Annotated in this window: 14 protein-coding genes and 1 tRNA gene; 2 read left to right on the forward strand and 13 right to left on the reverse strand. The window is 68.2% G+C overall.

The annotated features are described in order from the left end of the window. Window position 1 precedes the first annotated feature (1 nt). Complete coding sequence (rpsG, locus tag ABZ128_RS26435; protein ID WP_007265894.1) at window positions 2-472, reverse strand: 30S ribosomal protein S7; 471 nt, start codon at window positions 470-472, stop codon at window positions 2-4. A 2-nt stretch (window positions 473-474) separates the two neighbouring features. Further along, the gene (gene rpsL, locus ABZ128_RS26440) at window positions 475-846 is read right to left on the reverse strand and encodes a 30S ribosomal protein S12 (protein ID WP_007265893.1); all 372 of its coding nucleotides are present in this window, start codon (window positions 844-846) and stop codon (window positions 475-477) included. 460 nt (window positions 847-1306) lie between these two features. On the opposite strand from rpsL, the gene ABZ128_RS26445 reads away from it, so the two are divergent. Further along, window positions 1307-3796 carry a YfhO family protein gene (locus tag ABZ128_RS26445; RefSeq protein WP_356851306.1) on the forward strand — a complete coding sequence of 830 codons (2490 nt, stop codon included), beginning with the start codon at window positions 1307-1309 and terminating at the stop codon, window positions 3794-3796. A gap of 157 nt (window positions 3797-3953) precedes the next feature. Here ABZ128_RS26445 and ABZ128_RS26450 read toward each other — a convergent pair whose 3' ends face one another. From ABZ128_RS26450 to ABZ128_RS26500, 11 genes are all read right to left on the reverse strand, one after another. Beyond that, window positions 3954-7853 carry a DNA-directed RNA polymerase subunit beta' gene (locus ABZ128_RS26450; RefSeq protein WP_356851307.1) on the reverse strand — a complete coding sequence of 1300 codons (3900 nt, stop codon included), beginning with the start codon at window positions 7851-7853 and terminating at the stop codon, window positions 3954-3956. 97 nt (window positions 7854-7950) lie between these two features. Then, window positions 7951-11433, reverse strand: coding sequence for a DNA-directed RNA polymerase subunit beta (gene rpoB, locus ABZ128_RS26455; protein ID WP_356851308.1), 3483 nt, complete (start codon window positions 11431-11433; stop codon window positions 7951-7953). Window positions 11434-12045: 612 nt separating this feature from the next. Further along, window positions 12046-12432: a 50S ribosomal protein L7/L12 gene (gene rplL / locus ABZ128_RS26460; protein WP_344074953.1), complete on the reverse strand. Its 387-nt coding sequence runs from the start codon at window positions 12430-12432 to the stop codon at window positions 12046-12048. A 111-nt stretch (window positions 12433-12543) separates the two neighbouring features. Further along, window positions 12544-13074 (reverse strand): 50S ribosomal protein L10, encoded by a 531-nt coding sequence (gene rplJ, locus ABZ128_RS26465; RefSeq protein ID WP_356851309.1) that lies wholly within the window; start codon window positions 13072-13074, stop codon window positions 12544-12546. Between the two features lie 259 nt (window positions 13075-13333). Beyond that, window positions 13334-14212 (reverse strand): hypothetical protein, encoded by an 879-nt coding sequence (locus ABZ128_RS26470; RefSeq protein WP_356851310.1) that lies wholly within the window; start codon window positions 14210-14212, stop codon window positions 13334-13336. A 130-nt stretch (window positions 14213-14342) separates the two neighbouring features. Next, the gene (locus ABZ128_RS26475) at window positions 14343-15302 is read right to left on the reverse strand and encodes a hypothetical protein (protein ID WP_356851311.1); all 960 of its coding nucleotides are present in this window, start codon (window positions 15300-15302) and stop codon (window positions 14343-14345) included. 194 nt (window positions 15303-15496) lie between these two features. Further along, the gene (gene rplA / locus ABZ128_RS26480; protein WP_356851312.1) at window positions 15497-16225 is read right to left on the reverse strand and encodes a 50S ribosomal protein L1; all 729 of its coding nucleotides are present in this window, start codon (window positions 16223-16225) and stop codon (window positions 15497-15499) included. Window positions 16226-16314: 89 nt separating this feature from the next. Then, window positions 16315-16749 carry a 50S ribosomal protein L11 gene (rplK, locus tag ABZ128_RS26485; protein ID WP_356851313.1) on the reverse strand — a complete coding sequence of 145 codons (435 nt, stop codon included), beginning with the start codon at window positions 16747-16749 and terminating at the stop codon, window positions 16315-16317. A gap of 177 nt (window positions 16750-16926) precedes the next feature. Continuing rightward, complete coding sequence (gene nusG, locus ABZ128_RS26490) at window positions 16927-17886, reverse strand: transcription termination/antitermination protein NusG (protein ID WP_356851314.1); 960 nt, start codon at window positions 17884-17886, stop codon at window positions 16927-16929. Between the two features lie 84 nt (window positions 17887-17970). Continuing rightward, the gene (gene secE / locus ABZ128_RS26495; protein WP_030154653.1) at window positions 17971-18252 is read right to left on the reverse strand and encodes a preprotein translocase subunit SecE; all 282 of its coding nucleotides are present in this window, start codon (window positions 18250-18252) and stop codon (window positions 17971-17973) included. Window positions 18253-18357: 105 nt separating this feature from the next. Further along, window positions 18358-18430, reverse strand: a tRNA-Trp gene (locus tag ABZ128_RS26500). Between the two features lie 192 nt (window positions 18431-18622). Between ABZ128_RS26500 and ABZ128_RS26505 the strand changes: the two genes are divergently transcribed. Then, window positions 18623-19849 (forward strand): pyridoxal phosphate-dependent aminotransferase, encoded by a 1227-nt coding sequence (locus ABZ128_RS26505; protein WP_356851315.1) that lies wholly within the window; start codon window positions 18623-18625, stop codon window positions 19847-19849. Window positions 19850-19982: the final 133 nt, after the last annotated feature.

The raw sequence follows: 19982 nt of genomic DNA on the forward strand, positions 1-19982 counted from the left end.
ACTACCAGCGGTAGTGCGCGAAGGCCTTGTTGGACTCGGCCATCTTGTGCGTGTCCTCACGCTTCTTGACGGCCGCGCCGAGGCCGTTCGAGGCGTCGAGGAGCTCGTTCATGAGGCGCTCGGTCATGGTCTTCTCGCGACGGGCGCGGGAGTAACCGACCAGCCAGCGCAGCGCGAGGGTGGACTGACGGCCGGGCTTGACCTCGACCGGGACCTGGTAGGTCGCGCCACCGACGCGGCGGGACTTGACCTCAAGCGACGGCTTGACGTTCTCCAGCGCGCGCTTCAGCGTGATGACCGGGTCGTTGCCGGTCTTCTCGCGGAGGCCTTCCATGGCGCCGTAGACGATGCGCTCGGCGGTGGAGCGCTTGCCGTTCAGCAGGATCTTGTTGATGAGCGAGGTCACCAGAGGAGATGCGTAGACCGGGTCGATGATGACCGGGCGCTTCGGGGCGGGGCCCTTACGAGGCATTCTTACTTCTCCTTCTTGGCGCCGTAGCGGCTGCGGGCCTGCTTGCGGTTCTTGACAGCCTGGGTGTCAAGCGCACCGCGGATGATCTTGTAACGAACACCCGGCAGGTCCTTCACACGGCCACCACGCACGAGCACGATCGAGTGCTCCTGCAGGTTGTGTCCCTCACCCGGAATGTAAGCGGTGACCTCGATGCCGGAGGTCAGACGCACACGCGCGACCTTGCGGAGCGCCGAGTTCGGCTTCTTCGGGGTGGTCGTGAACACACGCGTGCAGACGCCACGGCGCTGGGGCGAAGCCTCAAGCGCGGGCGTCTTCGTCTTCTCGACCTTGTCCTGCCGGCCCTTACGGACCAGCTGCTGGATCGTAGGCACTACTTCTCCGGTTTCTGTGTGCCGTGTAGTGAAGCTAACCTGGAACTTTGCCGACCCACGCGGTCGGGTGTGTCGGATCCGGCGGACCTCCGCGCAAGCACGGAAACGCATGGATCGCGGTGGCTGATTCGGCTCGCCCTGCGGTTGATGGACACGCACGGGAGCCCAGGCACACCCCAGGCACAAGGTCTGAGCGTACCTATCGCACGGACTCCGGTCAAAACAAAAGCCCGGCCCCCTCCGGGGCCGCATTCCTGCCGGTCATGTGCCGCCTGGCCGAGGGCCCGCCCGGGCCCCTCCGACTCGCGCATCCGGGAGGGGCGTGGTAGAGGGCATGCTGCTCCGCCTACCCCGGCACCCGCACTCCGGCAGCCCCGGCACCCGCACGCCCGGCCACTAAACTGCGTCAGCGATTCAGCCGCGAACCGTACGAACCGCACGATCACCAGGGAGCAGGACATTGGGGACGGTCACCTCGGAGCCGACGGCGGCGGACAGCCCCGCCCACCCGTCGCCCCGCCGCCGCCTCCAGCGGCTCCCGCGCCGGACCCGGCGCACGTACGGCCCGCTGCTGGCCTTCCTGATCACCTCGGCCGCCTTCTGCACGGCCTGGGTGGCGCGGGGCACCTTCCCCTTCGGCAACACCGGCCGCGCGATCAACGACCAGGCCAACCAGTACGTGCCCTTCCACCGGGCGCTGTGGGACCTGGTCCACGGGCAGGCCGCCGGCGACCTGTTCTTCACCTGGCGCGGCGGCTTCGGACAGCAGTTCCTGTCCGACTACCACACGTACCTCGGCAACCCGTTCTCCTGGCTGGCCGTGCTCGTCCCGCGCGCCCACGTCGACCTCGCCGTCTTCGTCATCACCCCGGTCACGATGGGCACCGCCGCCGCGCTGATGACCGTCTACCTCGGCAAGCTGCACCCCGGCCCGGGATGGCAGCGCGGGGTGCTCGGCGCCTGCTACGGGCTGTGCGGCTGGGCCCTGAGCGACGCCTCTTACATCCCGATGTGGCTGTGGGGCCTGGTGGCGCTCCCGCTGCTCGGCATCGCCGGGGAGTGGAGCCTGGAGGAGCGCCGCTGGCCGGGGGCCGCTGCGTTCGTGGCGCTCGCCTGGTTCGGCAACTTCTACACCGCGATGATGGCCACGATGGCGGCCTGCGTCCTGCTCGGCATCCGGCTGGCCACCCGTGACATGACCGGGGCGCAGCGGCTGCGGGCGGTGTGGCGGGCCTCGACGGCCGCCGCGACGGGGATCCTGCTGACCCTTCCGCTGCTGCTGCCGTCGTTCCTGTCCAGCGGTGCCGCCCAGCCGACGAAGGCCGGCGCCTTCGACCCGGTGCGGATCGAGGTCTTCCTCGCCGGGATGCTCCCGGCCACGCACCTGTGGGGCGGCCGGCCGCGGCTGTACGTGGCCTCGCTCGGGCTGATCCTCGCCGGGTCCTTCCTCTTCAACACCGCCGTCGCGCGCCGCACCCGCCTGGTGTGGGCGGCGGCGACGGTGCTGGTGGCGGCGTCGTTCCAGTTCCCGCCCACCCAGTACCTGTGGCACGGCCTGGCCGTCCCGAACGGCAATCCCTACCGCGAGGCCTTTGTCTTCAGCGGGCTGGTGGTGATGGCCGCCTGGCTGGCCCTGGCGCACCGGCCGCGCCCGCTGCACCTGGCGGTCTCGGCGGGGCTGCTGGTGGCGGCCACGTTCCTGCTCCGGCACACCGACGACTTCGGCGGCTGGACCTGGCCGGCGGTGCTCGTCGGCGGGGGCGTCTCCCTCCTCGCCCTGGTGCTCCTCGCGCTCGGCGGGAAGCGCCGCCACCTGATCCCCGTGGCGGCCGTCCTCATGGTCGGCGCGGTCTTCGCGGAGTCCACGGTCGCCGCCGCGAACGCGGACGCCCGCCGGGCCCGCGAGCGCTGGGCGAAGCCGGCCGCCACCTCGAACCGCTCCATCAACGAGCAGGTGGCCGCCGTCCGGGGGGTGGACGGCTGGCCCGCGTACCGGACCGACTCGGGCGCACCGCAAACCTCGTACAACGACGCCCTGGCGCTGGGGGCGGAGGGCCCGCAGTACTACAGCAGCTACCTCCCGGAGGCCACCTACCAGGCCCTGGAGCCCCTGGGATACGGCTTCAAGAACGACGGCCGGACCTTCTTCGGCGCCGACAACCCGGTGCTCGACGCGATCTTCTCCATCGGCGCCCGGGTCCGCCCCGGCCCGGCGCAGGACACCTGGACCGCCACCCGCTTCGCGGCCCCGCCGCTGGTGACGGTCCGCAGCACCGGCTACACCTCGCCGAACCCGGCCGACAGCGTCTACGCCCGCCAGGAGAACGTCCTGGGCGCCACCGTCTACCAGGTGCCGCAGGTCACCCGCAGCGGCAGCTCCACCGAGCAGACCTACACCGCTCGCTGCACCCCGGGCTCCGAGGCGTACTGGTTCTCCCCGGAGCTGTACGGCACCCTCGCCTCCGGCGGCTCCTCCCGCGCCCTGGAGGACCGGATGACGGGGGTGGCCAGGCTGGGTACGGTCCCCGCGGACGGCACGCTCTCGGTCACGGTCGCGACCCGGACCAAGGACGCCACCGCCGGCGACCACCCCGTCGGCTGCCTGGACCGCGCCGCGCTGGACACCGCGATCACCGCCCTGAAGACCACCGGCGCCACGAAGGTCACCGCGGGCGGCCACTCGATCGAGGCCACCCTCCCCGAGGGCGCCACGGGCACGGCGGTCTTCGCGATGACCGCCGTCCCGGGCTGGCAGTGCACGGCCGGCTCCCGCACCACCGCCCCGGCCTCCTTCCACGGCCTGGTCTCCCTCCCCCTCCCCCCGGGCTCGGACAAGGTCTCCTGCACCTTCACCCCGAAGGGCCTCACCCCGGGCCTTGCCGCCGCCACCCTGGCCCTCCTGGCCCTCACCTCGGCCACCATCACCGGCGCCCGCCGCCGCCGGGCCTGACGGTCCGCGCACAGCGGCCCGGGGCGGCCGGCTGACGGGCCAGCACCCGCCCGGCTGACGGCCGCCCACGGCTTCGGGAAGGGCCCGCGGCCCGGTCACACGAAGAAGCCCCCCGCCGCTCCTCTCGGAGCGACGGGGGGCTTCTTCTTACGAGCTGTTAGCCGTTGTACGGGCCGTAGTCGTAGTCCTCCAGCGGGACAGCCTGGCCGGAGCCGGTGCCGAAGGGCGAGTAGTCGATGTCGTCGTAGCCGACGGCCGAGTACATCGCGGCCTTCGCCTCCTCGGTGGGCTCGACCCGGATGTTGCGGTAGCGGGCGAGGCCCGTACCGGCCGGGATGAGCTTACCGATGATGACGTTCTCCTTGAGGCCGATGAGGCTGTCGGACTTGGCGTTGATCGCCGCATCCGTCAGGACTCGGGTCGTCTCCTGGAAGGAGGCGGCCGACAGCCAGGATTCCGTCGCCAGCGAGGCCTTGGTGATACCCATCAGCTGCGGACGGCCGGAGGCGGGGTGACCGCCCTCGGTGACCACACGACGGTTCTCGGTCTCGAACTTCGAGCGCTCGACGAGCTCGCCCGGCAGGAGCTCCGCGTCGCCGGACTCGATGATCGTCACGCGGCGCAGCATCTGCCGGATGATGATCTCGATGTGCTTGTCGTGGATCGACACGCCCTGCGAGTTGTAGACCTTCTGGACCTCGCCGACCAGGTGGACCTGGACGGCGCGCTGGCCGAGGATGCGCAGCACGTCGTGCGGGTTGGTGGCACCCGCGGTGAGCTTCTGGCCCACCTCGACGTGGTCGCCCTCGTGCACGATGACCTTGGCGCGCTTCGAGATCGGGAACGCCGTCTCGTCGCTGCCGTCGTCCGGCGTGATGACGATCTTCTTCGTCTTCTCGGTCTCCTCGATCCGCACGCGGCCGGCGGCCTCGGAGATCGGGGCGACACCCTTCGGGGTACGGGCCTCGAAGAGCTCGACGACACGCGGCAGACCCTGCGTGATGTCGTCACCGGCCACACCACCGGTGTGGAAGGTACGCATCGTCAGCTGGGTACCGGGCTCACCGATGGACTGGGCGGCGATGATGCCGACCGCCTCACCGATGTCGACCAGCTTGCCGGTGGCGAGGGAGCGTCCGTAGCAGAAGGCACAGGTGCCGACCGCGGACTCACAGGTCAGGACCGAGCGGGTCTTGACCTCCTCGACGCCGTTGGCGACCAGGGCGTCGATCAGGACGTCACCGAGGTCGACGTTGGCCGGCGCGATGACCTTGCCGTCGATGACGACGTCCTCGGCCAGCATGCGGGCGTAGACCGAGGTCTCGACGTCGTCGGCCTTGCGCAGGACGCCGTCCTCGCCGCGGACGGCGATCTTCAGCTTCAGGCCGCGCTCGGTGCCGCAGTCCTCCTCGCGGATGATCACGTCCTGCGAGACGTCCACCAGACGACGGGTCAGGTAACCCGAGTCGGCGGTACGCAGGGCGGTGTCCGCCAGACCCTTACGGGCACCGTGCGTGGAGATGAAGTACTCCAGAACGGTGAGGCCCTCGCGGAAGGACGCCTTGATCGGACGCGGGATGGTCTCGTTCTTCGCGTTCGACACCAGACCACGCATACCGGCGATCTGCCTCATCTGCATCATGTTTCCTCGGGCACCCGAGTCAACCATCATGAAGATGGGGTTGGTCTTGGGGAAGTTCGCGTTCATCGCCTCGGCAACCTCGTTGGTCGCCTTGGTCCAGATCGCGATGAGCTCCTGCGTGCGCTCGTCCTTGGTGATCAGACCGCGCTCGTACTGCTTCTGGACCTTCTCGTCCATCGCCTCGTAGCCCGCGACGATGGCCTTCTTGGCCTCGGGCACGACGACGTCGGAGATGGCCACGGTGACGCCCGAACGGGTCGCCCAGTGGAAGCCGGCCGCCTTCAGGTTGTCGAGCGTCGCCGCCACGATGACCTTGGGGTAGCGCTCGGCCAGGTCGTTGACGATCTCGGAGAGCTGCTTCTTGCCCACCGAGTAGTCGACGAACGGGTAGTCCTCGGGCAGCAGCTCGTTGAAGAGCGCACGGCCCAGCGAGGTCTTCAGACGGAAGCTGTCGCCCGGCTGGAACTCCTGCTCGCCCTCCTCGGCCACCGGCGGCACCCAGCCGCGCGGCGGGATGGTGCCCACCGGGAAGCGGATGTCGACCTGCGACTGCAGCGCGAGCTCGCCGGCGTCGAACGCCATGATCGCCTCGGCCGTGGAGCCGAACGCGCGGCCCTCGCCCTTGGTGTCACGGAGGTCACCGTCGGTGGTCAGGAAGAACAGACCGAGGACCATGTCCTGGGTCGGCATCGTGACCGGACGGCCGTCGGCCGGCTTGAGGATGTTGTTCGAGGACAGCATCAGGATGCGGGCCTCGGCCTGCGCCTCCGCGGAGAGCGGCAGGTGCACGGCCATCTGGTCACCGTCGAAGTCCGCGTTGAACGCGGTGCAGACGAGCGGGTGGATCTGGATGGCCTTGCCTTCGACCAGCTGGGGCTCGAAGGCCTGGATGCCGAGACGGTGCAGCGTGGGCGCACGGTTCAGCAGCACCGGGTGCTCGGCGATGACCTCTTCGAGCACGTCGTACACGACCGTGCGGCCGCGCTCGACCATGCGCTTCGCCGACTTGATGTTCTGCGCGTGGTTCAGGTCGACCAGGCGCTTCATCACGAACGGCTTGAAGAGCTCCAGCGCCATGGCCTTGGGCAGACCGCACTGGTGCAGCTTCAGCTGCGGGCCGACGACGATGACGGAACGCGCCGAGTAGTCGACTCGCTTGCCGAGCAGGTTCTGACGGAAGCGACCCTGCTTGCCCTTGAGCATGTCGGACAGCGACTTCAGCGGACGGTTGCCGGGGCCCGTGACCGGGCGACCACGACGGCCGTTGTCGAAGAGGGCGTCGACCGCCTCCTGGAGCATGCGCTTCTCGTTGTTCACGATGATCTCGGGCGCACCGAGGTCGAGAAGCCGCTTCAGGCGGTTGTTGCGGTTGATCACGCGGCGGTACAGGTCGTTCAGGTCGGAGGTCGCGAAGCGGCCACCGTCCAGCTGCACCATCGGACGCAGGTCCGGCGGGATGACCGGCACGCAGTCGAGCACCATGCCCTTGGGGCTGTTGCTGGTCTGCAGGAACGCGGAGACGACCTTGAGGCGCTTGAGCGCACGGGTCTTCTTCTGGCCCTTGCCGGTACGGATGATCTCGCGGAGGCGCTCGGCCTCCTCCTCCAGGTCGAAGGACTCCAGGCGCTTCTGCAGCGCCGCGGCACCCATCGAGCCGTCGAAGTACGTGCCGAAGCGGTCACGCAGCTCGCGGTAGAGCAGCTCGTCGCCCTCAAGGTCCTGGACCTTGAGGTTCTTGAAGCGGTTCCACACCTCGTCGAGGCGGTCGATCTCGCGCTGGGCGCGGTCGCGGAGCTGCTTCATCTCGCGCTCGGCGCCTTCGCGCACCTTGCGGCGCACGTCGGCCTTCGCGCCCTCGGCCTCAAGCTCGGCCAGGTCGCTCTCAAGCTTCTTGGCACGGCCTTCGAGGTCCGCGTCACGGCGGTTCTCGATCTGCTGGCGCTCGACGGAGACGTGGGCCTCCAGCGACGGCAGGTCGCGCTGGCGGCGCTCGTCGTCGACGAACGTGATCATGTACGCGGCGAAGTAGATGACCTTTTCGAGGTCCTTCGGCGCGAGGTCCAGCAGGTAGCCCAGGCGCGACGGGACGCCCTTGAAGTACCAGATGTGGGTGACGGGAGCGGCAAGCTCGATGTGGCCCATCCGCTCACGACGCACCTTGGCGCGCGTGACCTCGACGCCACAGCGCTCACAGATGATGCCCTTGAAGCGGACACGCTTGTACTTGCCGCAGTAGCACTCCCAGTCCCGGGTCGGACCGAAGATCTTCTCGCAGAAGAGTCCGTCCTTCTCGGGCTTGAGGGTGCGGTAGTTGATGGTCTCCGGCTTCTTGACCTCGCCGTGCGACCAGGTTCGGATGTCGTCCGCGGTGGCAAGGCCGATCCGCAGCTCGTCGAAGAAGTTGACGTCGAGCACTGTGCGTCAATCCCTCTTTCGGGGTCGAGTCTCAATCATGGTCTGAACGGTCCCGGGGATGGCGGGGGGCTCTTGAGCGAGCACCCCGCCAGGCCCGTCAGACCTCTTCGACGCTGCTCGGCTCACGCCGGGACAGGTCGATACCGAGCTCCTCCGCCGCGCGGAAGACGTCCTCGTCGGTGTCGCGCATCTCGATGGACATGCCGTCCGAGGACAGCACCTCCACGTTGAGGCAGAGCGACTGCATTTCCTTGATGAGCACCTTGAAGGACTCGGGAATGCCCGGCTCGGGGATGTTCTCGCCCTTGACGATGGCCTCGTAGACCTTCACGCGGCCGGTGACGTCGTCGGACTTGATGGTCAGCAGCTCCTGGAGGGCGTAGGCGGCGCCGTACGCCTCAAGCGCCCACACCTCCATCTCACCGAAGCGCTGGCCACCGAACTGCGCCTTACCACCCAGCGGCTGCTGCGTGATCATCGAGTACGGACCGGTCGACCGCGCGTGGAGCTTGTCGTCGACCAGGTGGTGGAGCTTGAGGATGTACATGTACCCGACCGAGATCGGGTCCGGGAACGGCTCGCCGGAGCGGCCGTCGAACAGGCGCGCCTTGCCGGACGGGAGGACCAGGCGGTCACCGTCGCGGTTCGGGATGGTGTGCTCGAACAGGCCGGCGAGCTCGTCCTCGCGGGCACCGTCGAACACCGGGGTCGCGACGTTCGTGCCGGGCGCGACCTTGTCGGCGCCGATCGCCTTGAGGCGCTCGGCCCAGTCCTCCGCGAGGCCGGAGACGTCCCAGCCGCGGCTGGCGAGCCAGCCGAGGTGGATCTCCAGGACCTGTCCCGGGTTCATTCGGGACGGGACACCCAGCGGGTTCAGGATGATGTCGACCGGGGTGCCGTCCTCCAGGAAGGGCATGTCCTCGATCGGAAGGATCTTGGAGATGACGCCCTTGTTGCCGTGGCGGCCGGCGAGCTTGTCACCGTCGGTGATCTTGCGCTTCTGGGCGACGTAGACGCGGACCAGCTGGTTCACGCCCGGGGGAAGCTCGTCGCCCTCCTCGCGGTCGAAGACGCGGACACCGATGACCTTGCCGATCTCACCGTGGGGGACCTTGAGCGAGGTGTCGCGCACCTCGCGGGCCTTCTCACCGAAGATCGCGCGGAGCAGGCGCTCCTCCGGGGTCAGCTCGGTCTCACCCTTGGGCGTGACCTTGCCGACCAGGATGTCACCGGCGACGACGTCCGCACCGATGCGGATGATGCCGCGCTCGTCGAGGTCGGCGAGGACCTCCTCGGAGACGTTCGGGATGTCCCGGGTGATCTCCTCGGGGCCCAGCTTGGTGTCACGGGCGTCGACCTCGTGCTCCTCGATGTGGATCGAGGAGAGGACGTCGTCCTGCACGAGGCGCTGCGACAGGATGATCGCGTCCTCGTAGTTGTGGCCTTCCCACGGCATGAACGCGACGAGCAGGTTCTTGCCGAGGGCCATCTCGCCCTCTTCGGTCGCCGGGCCGTCGGCCAGGACCTGGCCCTCGACGATCCGGTCGCCCTCGTTGACGATGACCTTCTGGTTGACCGAGGTGCCCTGGTTCGAGCGGGAGAACTTGGCGACGCGGTACGTGGTGTACGTGCCGTCGTCGTTGCCGACGGTGATGTAGTCGGCCGAGACCTCCTGGACGACACCGTCCTTCTCCGCCTTGATCGAGTCACCGGCGTCGACCGCACAGCGGTACTCCATGCCGGTGCCGACGAGCGGGGCCTCCGCCTTGATGAGCGGAACGGCCTGGCGCATCATGTTCGCGCCCATGAGGGCACGGTTGGCGTCGTCGTGCTCAAGGAAGGGGATCATCGCGGTCGCGACGGACACCATCTGGCGCGGGGAGACGTCCATGTAGTCGACGTCGCCGCCGGCGATGTAGTCGATCTCGCCACCACGACGGCGGACGAGGACGCGGTTCTCGGTGAAGCGCATCTCGTCGTTCAGGGCGGCGTTCGCCTGGGCGATGACGAAGCGGTCTTCCTCGTCGGCGGTCAGGTAGTCGACCTCGTCGGTGACGACACCGTCGACGACCTTGCGGTACGGGGTCTCGACGAAACCGAACGCGTTGACGCGGCCGTAGGAGGCGAGCGAGCCGATCAGACCGATGTTCGGGCCTTCAGGGGTCTCGATCGGGCACATGCGGCCGTAGTGCGACGGGTGGACGTCACGGACCTCGAAGCCGGCCCGCTCACGGGACAGACCGCCGGGGCCCAGCGCCGACAGGCGGCGCTTGTGGGTCAGGCCCGACAGCGGGTTGTTCTGGTCCATGAACTGCGACAGCTGGCTGGTGCCGAAGAACTCCTTGATGGAGGCGACGACCGGCCGGATGTTGATCAGGGTCTGCGGCGTGATCGCCTCGACGTCCTGGGTGGTCATGCGCTCGCGCACGACGCGCTCCATACGGGCCAGACCCGTACGGACCTGGTTCTGGATGAGCTCGCCGACGTTGCGCAGACGACGGTTGCCGAAGTGGTCGATGTCGTCGGTCTCGACGACGATCGAACGGCCCGACTCACCGGTGGTCTCGGTCTCGCCCGCGTGGAGCTTCACGAGGTACTTGATCGTCGCGATGATGTCGTCGGTGGTCAGCACACCGGCGTCGAGCGGCTCGTCGGCGCCGAGCTTCTTGTTCACCTTGTAGCGGCCGACCTTGGCGAGGTCGTAGCGCTTCGGGTTGAAGTAGAGGTTCTCCAGCAGCGTCTGAGCGGCCTCGCGGGTCGGCGGCTCGCCCGGGCGCAGCTTGCGGTAGATGTCGAGCAGCGCGTCGTCCTGGCCCTGGGTGTGGTCCTTCTCCAGGGTGGCGCGCATGGACTCGTACTCGCCGAACTCCTCAAGGATCTGCTCGGTGGTCCAGCCGAGGGCCTTCAGGAGGACGGTGACGGACTGCTTGCGCTTGCGGTCGATGCGGACACCGACCATGTCGCGCTTGTCGACCTCCATCTCCAGCCAGGCACCCCGGGACGGGATGATCTTGGCGGAGAAGATGTCCTTGTCGGACGTCTTGTCGATGGAGGAGTCGAAGTAGACACCGGGGGAACGGACGAGCTGCGACACCACGACACGCTCGGTGCCGTTGATGACGAAGGTGCCCTTGTTGGTCATGAGCGGGAAGTCGCCCATGAAGACCGTCTGAGACTTGATCTCTCCGGTCTCGTTGTTCGTGAACTCGGCGGTAACGAAGAGCGGCGCCGCGTACGTGAAGTCGCGCTCCTTGCACTCGTCGACAGAGTTCTTCGCCGGCTCGAACCGGTGGTCGCGGAAGGTCAGCGACATCGACCCGGAGAAGTCCTCGATCGGAGAGATCTCCTCGAAGATCTCCTCCAGACCGGACTTGGTGGGGACGTCCTGTCCACTCTCAAGCGCCGACTCGACGCGAGACTTCCAGGCGGCATTGCCGAGCAGCCAGTCAAAGCTCTCGGTCTGCAGCGCCAGGAGGTTCGGAACCTCGAGGGGCTCCTTGATCTTTGCAAAGGAGATGCGCAGCGGGGCGGTGCTGGCACCGTTGTTCGTATTGGTCGAGGCGTTGCGCGAGGCGGCCAAGAGGGGGTCCTTCCGAGGGCTCGGACTCACTACGCGCGTACCGGTCCCAGCCGACACAGAAGACGGACTGCGCCTGATTCGACCAAAAGGCCAGGTCAGGACGTATCAATCAAGTGTGCTCAAGCGTGGGCATGCCCCTGGCGACGGGCAGGGGACAGCTAACAGGCAGCGCAAAGGGTCAGTGTAGCCACTTGGCTCACTGATGTCCAGACCAGGTTTCCGGCAACCGGCAACAGGCCTTCCCCACGTCTCTTCAAACCAGCACTGCTCAACCCAACACTGCGTCCGACGCTGCGGCACTCGCACACAGAGCGCGTATCAGTACTGCCCTCTTCGTAGTCGATCCATGCCTCGGATCCCCGATCCGTGTGGTTCACGGATCCCGGACCGGGTGGACCGGTCTCACAACGGGTCTGAGAATTGCGCGCCTCGTGCCGTTCGTCAAGGCCCCCTGCTCCGTGCGGATCATCTGCGGACCCTGGCGCGGGGCAACGAAGATCACCCTACTCCCCAACGAGAGCAGGGCAAGTCAGGCACTGCGGGTACGCCAAAGGGCGACCACCCTTACGGGTGATCGCCCTTCGCAGGGGCCCACAGGGGGCCCCAGAGGTGTTACTTGACCTCGACAGCCGCGCCGGCAGCCTTGAGGGACTCGGCGGCCTTGTCAGCGGCCTCCTTGTTGACCTTCTCAAGAACCGGCTTCGGGGTGCCGTCGACGAGGTCCTTGGCCTCCTTCAGACCCAGGGAGGTCAGCTCACGCACGACCTTGATGACCTGGATCTTCTTGTCACCGGCGCCGGTGAGGATGACGTCGAACTCGTCCTTCTCCTCGACGGCCTCGGCAGCGCCACCGGCACCACCGGCGGGGGCGGCAACGGCGACGGCCGCAGCGGCGGTGACGTCGAACTTCTCCTCGAAGGCCTTCACGAACTCGGAGAGCTCGATGAGGGTCATCTCCTCGAACTGGGCGAGGAGGTCGTCCTGAGAGAGCTTCGCCATGATGGGCGATCCTTCCACTAATTCGGCAGGTGCCGGATGTATGTAGAGGCGGGCGTAAACGGCCCGCTACGACCCACGCACTAGGCGGCGTGGATCAGTGCGCGAGCCGAATTACTCGGCACCGCCCTGCTCGGCGAGCTTGACGCGAAGCGCTTCCGCGGTGCGGACGAACTTCGACGGCAGCGCCTGGAAGAGCGAGGCAGCCTGGGACTGCTTGCCCTTGAACGCGCCGGCCAGCTTGCTGAGCAGAACCTCGCGGGACTCAAGGTCCGCAAGCTTCTTGATCTCATCGGCCGACAGCGCCTTGCCGTCAAGGACACCGGCCTTGATGATGAGGTTCGGGTTTTCCTTGGCGAAGTCACGCAGGGCCTTCGCCGACTCCACCGGGTCACCGGTGATGAAGGCGACCGCGGTCGGACCAGCGAAGTGCTCGTCCAGCGCGGTGATCCCGGCCTGGTTGGCCGCAATCTTGGTCAGCGTGTTCTTCACCACGGCGTACTGGGCGTTCTCACCGAGGGAGCGACGCAGCGTCTTGAGCTGCTTGACGGTGAGACCCCGGTACTCGGTCAGCACGGCGGCGTTGGAGCTCTGGAACGCGTCCGTGAGCTCGGCCACCGATGCAGCCTTGTTGGGCGTCGGCATATGCGTCGGCCTCCTTCCGGGTGATGAGGACCGCTCAGAAGGGGCTGACATACAAAACGCCCCGGCGCAGGCGCCAGGGCGTAGCTCGACCGGACGGAAATCCGGGAACTCTTCCACAGTCACCTGCGCGGGTCGTCCGCATGGAGCGGATCCTTCGGCCACCGCACCCTCGCGAGCACGGCAACGACCAGCGGTCTTTGGCTTCCGGGGAAGACTACGTGACCCCGTACCGGTCAGGCAAATCGGTCAGGGCCCGGCTTCAGTGGCCGAGGCCCTTCAGCTTCCTTTCGGTCTCGGCGAGCGACTTCTCCGTCTCGGCCAGCGACTCTCCGACGCCCTTCATCACCTCGTCGAAGTCGGCCGTCTCCTCCTGCGGCGGCGCCTGCACCGCGGGGGCCGCACCGTACTGGGAGAACTCCGACGTGACGTGGTCGACGCCCTGGTCGTCCGTCCGCTGCGCCTCGACCTTGACGGGGTGGCCCTCCTTGTCGACCCACACGTCGAGACCGTACGAGGTGACCTTCGACCGCTGCAGGGCCTCCCGCAGCGTCGCCCGCTCGGCGTCCGGGACGAGGTGGCTCTTCTCGTCGCTCACCAGCAGCTGGTCGAGGGTGAAGGTGCCGCGGTAGTGCTCGGCCGGCGCGCCTCCCGCCTGCTCGGTGCCGACGTGCTGCACACCCGGCTGGTCGATCATCAGCGCGAGGTACTCGACCGGGGTGTCCTCGAACCGGGCCGTGGGCTTTCCGTCCTTGGCCAGGTTCATCTTCATCCAGGCCTTGCCCTGGAGCGGCTTGTCCGTCTCCGTGTAGATCACGCCCGGCAGCAGGACCTGCCGCTTGCCGTTCGGCTGCCTGAACTCTTGGGCGGTCGGGTACCAGCCCTTCGTTCCCGAGAGCTCGGTGGTCTTGCCGTCGGCCTGCACGGACTTCGTCCGGAAGGCCGCGGTCTTCGCCTGGAGGGTCTTGGTGTACGCCGCCTTGACGGCCTCCTGGGGCGACTGCCGGGCCGCCTCGGCGGGCTTGTGGCCTCCCGACTCCCCGCCGGCGCCCCCGTCGGAGCCGCAGGCGGTCAGACCGCCGAGGAGCAGTGCGGCGCCCGTGAGGGCGATGCCTGCCCGCTTTCGGACAGCCTTGTTCATGGTGGTTCCCCCTGGTGATGGTGGTGCGGTGGTTCGGTGGTGCGGTGGTTCGGTGGTTCGGTGGTTCGGTGGTGCGCCGGCCCCGCTCAGCTGCGGCGGGGCCGTGGTCGTGGTGCTCGCGCAGCGCCGGTCAGGCGTCGCCGCCGGTGTCCGCCCCCAGGGCAGCGAGCTCCTTGAACAGGTCGAGGGTCTCCTCGTCCGCGGGCGGGGTGACGTTCGCCGCGGCGCCGTAGTCGGAGTAGCGGGCGTCCACCGTCATGGTCCCCTCCGGGGAGGCGATGCCGACCGCCATGCGGACCGGGTAGCCCGCCTTGTCGATCCAGAGTTCGGTGTCGTAGCCCTTGATCCCGGCCCTCTTCGCCTTCTCGACGAACTGCTCGCGTTCCTTCGGATCCATGAGCTGGGACTTCTTGTTGGCGGCGAGCATTTCCTCGACGCTCAGCGCGCCCTTGTAGTGCTCGGTCTCCACGCCGTCGACCTTCTCGGCGCCGAGGTGCTTCAGGCCCGGCGAGTCGGTCAGCAGGGCGAGCTGCTGCGCGGGGTCCTGGTTCATGTTCTGCATGCCGCCGAGCTTCCGGCCGGCGGCCGGGTCGCCGGACGCCGCGGCGGCGGCCGTCAGGTCGAGCTTCATCCAGCGCTTGCCGTCGCGCTGGGCGGCCTTCTCGGCCCCCATGTCCATGTACATGGCGTTGTTCAGCATGATCATGCGGATCGAGTCGGCGCCCCCGGCGCGCTGCGCCAGAGTGCCCGAACTCTTCATCGTGATGTCCATGGCCTGCGGGTTCCAGCCCTGCACACCGGTCATCTCGACGGTGCCGCCACCGCCCACGGACGCCGGCATGCTGATCGTCATGCGGACCTTGGCGGACTTGGCCTCCTGGAACTTCCGGTAGGCGGCGGTGACGGCCTCGGCCGGCGCCGGGGCCGCCTGGGGGGCCGCGGGACTACCGGAAGGCTTCTGCGCGGCCCCCGCGCCGCTCTTGCCACCGTCCTCACAGCCCGTCGTACCGGCCGCGAGCAGCACCGCGGCCAGGACGGCGCCGACGGTGTTCCTGCGGTACGCGCCCTGCGTCCGGTGCGTGCCGTGCACGCGCCTGGTCTCCAACGTTTCCCCACCCCTGAAATACGCGATTGCGCGATTGCGCGATGTCGATCTCAATGTCGATCTCGATCTCGACGACCTTACGTGCAGGAACGGCGGAAGTCGTGCGGATATGCGAACGGGCCCCTGTCCTCCCGAGGGAGGTCAGGGGCCCGTTCAGCCACTCAGGCGAGCCGTGGGGCTCAGACCGCGGCCGGGTCTTCCTCGACGAGGAGGTTCCGGGTGCGGTTGGCGTCCAGCTGGATGCCGGGGCCCATCGTGGTGCTCAGGGCGGCCTTCTTGACGTAGCGGCCCTTCGCGGCGGACGGCTTCAGACGGAGGATCTCCTCCAGCGCCGCGCCGTAGTTCTCGACCAGCTGCTCATCGGTGAAGGAGACCTTGCCGATGATGAAGTGCAGGTTCGAGTGCTTGTCGACACGGAACTCGATCTTGCCGCCCTTGATGTCCGTGACAGCCTTCGCCACGTCCATGGTGACGGTGCCCGTCTTCGGGTTGGGCATCAGGCCACGGGGACCGAGCACGCGGCCGAGGCGGCCGACCTTGCCCATGAGGTCCGGGGTGGCGACAACCGCGTCGAACTCGTTCAGACGGTTGCCCTTGGCGATCTCGTTGATCAGCTCGTCGTCGCCGACAATGTCGGCGCCGGCGGCTTCCGCGGCCGCAGCACGGTCACCGGTCGCGAAGACCAGGACCCGGGCGGTCTTGCCGGTGCCGTGCGGGAGGTTCACGGTGCCACGGACCATCTGGTCGGCCTTGCGCGGGTCGACACCCAGGCGGAAGGCGACCTCGACGGTGGCGTCGAACTTGGTCGTGGAGGTCTCCTTGGCGAGACGGACGGCTTCGAGCGGGGCGTACAGCTTCTCCCGGTCGACCTTGGCGTCCGCAGCGCGGAGAGTCTTGCTGCGCTTCACTTCTGCTCCTGTGTTTCGGATTCAGGCATGGAGTCGTGGTGCGGGCCAGCGCTTGGCCCTACCACTGGTGGTGCTGGGGGGTGGCTGGATCAGCCCTCGACCGTGACGCCCATCGAACGCGCGGTGCCGGCGATGATCTTGATCGCGGCGTCGACGTCGTTGGCGTTCAGGTCGGGCATCTTCAGCTCGGCGATCTCGCGGACCTGGGCGCCGGTGAGCTTGGCGACCTTGGTCTTGTGGGGCTCGCCGGAGCCCTTCTCGATGCCTGCGGCCTTCAGGATGAGGCGCGCGGCCGGCGGCGTCTTGGTGATGAAGGTGAAGGAGCGGTCCTCGTAGACCGTGATCTCCACCGGCACGACCATGCCACGCTGCGACTCGGTCGCGGCGTTGTAGGCCTTGCAGAACTCCATGATGTTGACGCCGTGCTGACCGAGCGCGGGGCCGACCGGCGGAGCCGGGTTGGCCGCACCGGCCTTGATCTGGAGCTTGATAAGCCCCGTGACCTTCTTCTTCTTGGGAGGCATTGCTCTCTCCGGGTCCTAGTGAGAGTTTTTCGCCGCCGATCCGGTCATCCGGATGGAGGCATACCGCACCACGATAACGGGTATCGGAGCGGGGCTGAAAACCGAGCAGGTCAGACCGCCCTCAGCGGGGCGGTCTGACCTGTCCGGAAGCTGTGTCTCAGAAGATCAGTTCTGTGATCAGTTCTTCTGGATCTGGTCGAAGCTCAGCTCGACCGGGGTCTCGCGACCGAAGATCTCGACGAGGCCCTTGACCTTCTTCGAGTCGGGGTTGATCTCGTTGATGGTCGCCTGCAGCGTCGCGAACGGGCCGTCGGTGACGGTGACCGAGTCGCCGACCTCGAAGTCCAGGACCTCGATGGTGCGCTTGACGGCGGGCGCCGGCAGGCCGGCCTCCTCCGCGGCGGCCTTGGCGGCCTTCTCCTGCGCCTCCGGGGCGAGCATCTTGACGATCTCGTCCAGGGTCAGCGGGTACGGGTCGTACGCGTTGCCGACGAAGCCCGTGACACCGGGGGTGTTGCGGACGACGCCCCAGGACTCGTTCGTCAGATCCATGCGGACGAGAACGTAGCCGGGCAGCTTGTTCTGCCGGACGTTCTTGCGCTCGCCGTTCTTGATCTGGACGATCTCTTCCTCGGGCACCTCGGCCTGGTAGATGAACTCCTCGACGTTCAGCGAGACGGCGCGCTGCTCCAGGTTGGCCTTCACGCGCTTCTCGTAGCCCGCGTAGGTGTGGATCACGTACCACTCGCCGGGAAGGACGCGCAGCTCGTCGCGCAGGGCCTGGATCGGGTCGACGGGCTCGGCCTCGGCGGCCTCCTCCTCGACCTCGGCCTCGGCCTCGGCGGACTGGGCCTCCTCGCCGGACTCGCCCGGCTCCTCGGACTCCTCCGACTCGGCGGCGGCCGCCTCGGCGGCGTCGACGTCGTCGTTCTCCTCAGCCGGGGCGTCGTCCTCGTCGGCCTCGGCGTCGACCTCGCCCTCCACGTGCAGGGCGGCCTCTTCGGCAGCGACACCGGCCTTGGCGTCGGCGCGCTCGGCCTCGTCGGGGTCCACAGCGTCTGCCGCCTCGACGATGTCGAGCTCGTCCTCGACGGACTCGACGGAGTCGTGGCTCGCGTTCAGGTTCGGGTCAGACACGGTGGCTGCTTCTTCCTGGATACAAAAGGTGGTGGAACATGCGAAAACGGGCGGCACCCATCAAGGCGCCGCCCTCCGCGGGGATCAGCCGAAGACGAACTTGATGGCTTCCTGGAACCCATAGTCAATCACGGTCACCAGACCGATCATGATGACGACGAAGACAATCACCACGGTGGTGTACGTCGTGAGCTGGTTGCGAGTGGGCCAGACGACCTTGCGGAGTTCCGCGATGATCTGGCGGTAGAACAGCGCGAGCCGGCCCAGAGGACCCTTCTTCCCGCGCTTGCCGCCCTTTCGGGCCTTCTTCTCGCGGGTGTCGTCCTCGGCGTCAGGCATGTCGATGGAGCCCAGGGCGTCCGTCACGTCTCTCACCTGAATCCGGGTCGTGGCCGTAGCCGCGCCCGGTTGCGCCGCACGGCGTTGCATCGAAGTACGTACCTGCGCACACGTCCGAGAAGGAGTGTGGAGCAGGGCCGGAGGGACTCGAACCCCCAACCGCTGGTTTTGGAGACCAGTGCTCTACCAATTGAGCTACGACCCTTTGCGTCCCCCAACCTACCGCATCCAGACGAGTGCACGGAGTGCTCACGCTCAGGGGTGCCCGGCGGGGTCCAACGACAGGTGAGTGTACGTGGTCCGGGCCCTGACGTCGAACAGAGCACGGACCGGACTCGTCCGTCCGGTGACTGAAACGGTGTGCGGCGCCTCTGAGGCGTCTGGGACGATTGGCCGCATGACCTCTGCAACGCCTTCCTCCGAGCGCCGGGTGTCCGCCCGTATCGGCGCCATTTCCGAGTCCGCCACCCTCGCCGTGGACGCCAAGGCCAAGGCCCTCAAGGCCGCCGGGCGTCCGGTCATCGGCTTCGGCGCGGGCGAGCCCGACTTCCCGACCCCGGACTACATCGTCGAGGCCGCGGTCGAGGCCTGCCGTGACCCGAAGTTCCACCGCTACACGCCGGCGGGCGGCCTGCCCGAGCTCAAGAAGGCGATCGCCGAGAAGACCCTGCGCGACTCGGGCTACGAGGTCGACGCGTCGCAGGTCCTGGTCACCAACGGCGGCAAGCAGGCGATCTACAACGCCTTCGCCGCGGTCCTGGACCCGGGTGACGAGGTCATCGTCCCGGCCCCGTACTGGACCACCTACCCGGAGTCGATCCGCCTGGCCGGCGGCGTCCCGGTCGAGGTCGTCGCCGACGAGACCACCGGCTACCGCGTCTCCGTCGAGCAGCTGGAGGCCGCGCGCACCGAGCGCACCAAGGTCGTCCTGTTCGTCTCGCCGTCCAACCCGACCGGCGCCGTCTACAGCGAGGCCGACGCCCGCGCGATCGGCGAGTGGGCCGCCGAGCACGGCCTGTGGGTCCTGACGGACGAGATCTACGAGCACCTCGTCTACGGCGACGCGAAGTTCACCTCGCTGCCCGTGCTGGTGCCGGCGCTGCGCGACAAGTGCATCATCGTCAACGGCGTCGCGAAGACGTACGCGATGACGGGCTGGCGCGTGGGCTGGGTCATCGCCCCGCAGGACGTCATCAAGGCCGCGACCAACCTGCAGTCGCACGCCACCTCCAACGTCTCCAACGTGGCCCAGGTCGCCGCGCTGGCCGCCGTCTCCGGCAACCTGGACGCGGTCGCGGAGATGCGCAAGGCCTTCGACCGCCGCCGCCAGACGATGGTCAGGATGCTGAACGAGATCGACGGCGTCTTCTGCCCGACGCCCGAGGGCGCGTTCTACGCGTACCCGTCGGTCAAGGAGCTCCTCGGCAAGGAGATCCGCGGCAAGCGCCCCGCGACCTCCGTCGAGCTCGCCGCGCTGATCCTGGACGAGGCCGAGGTCGCGGTCGTCCCGGGCGAGGCCTTCGGCACCCCGGGCTACCTGCGCCTGTCGTACGCGCTGGGCGACACGGACCTGGTGGAGGGCGTGTCCCGCATCCAGAAGCTCCTGGCGGAGGCCAAGGCCTAGGCCTCCGGCGGTTCGGCCCCGGTGCGGGGGGGCCCCCCCCCCGGGGGGGCCCCCGCCCCCCGCACCCCCCCCGGGGCCCCGCCCCGGCGCGCCGCCCCCGCCCGGCCCCCCCCCCCCACCCCCCCCCCCCCCG

The organism is Streptomyces sp. NPDC006326 (assembly GCF_040612915.1).
GTDB lineage: Bacteria > Actinomycetota > Actinomycetes > Streptomycetales > Streptomycetaceae > Streptomyces.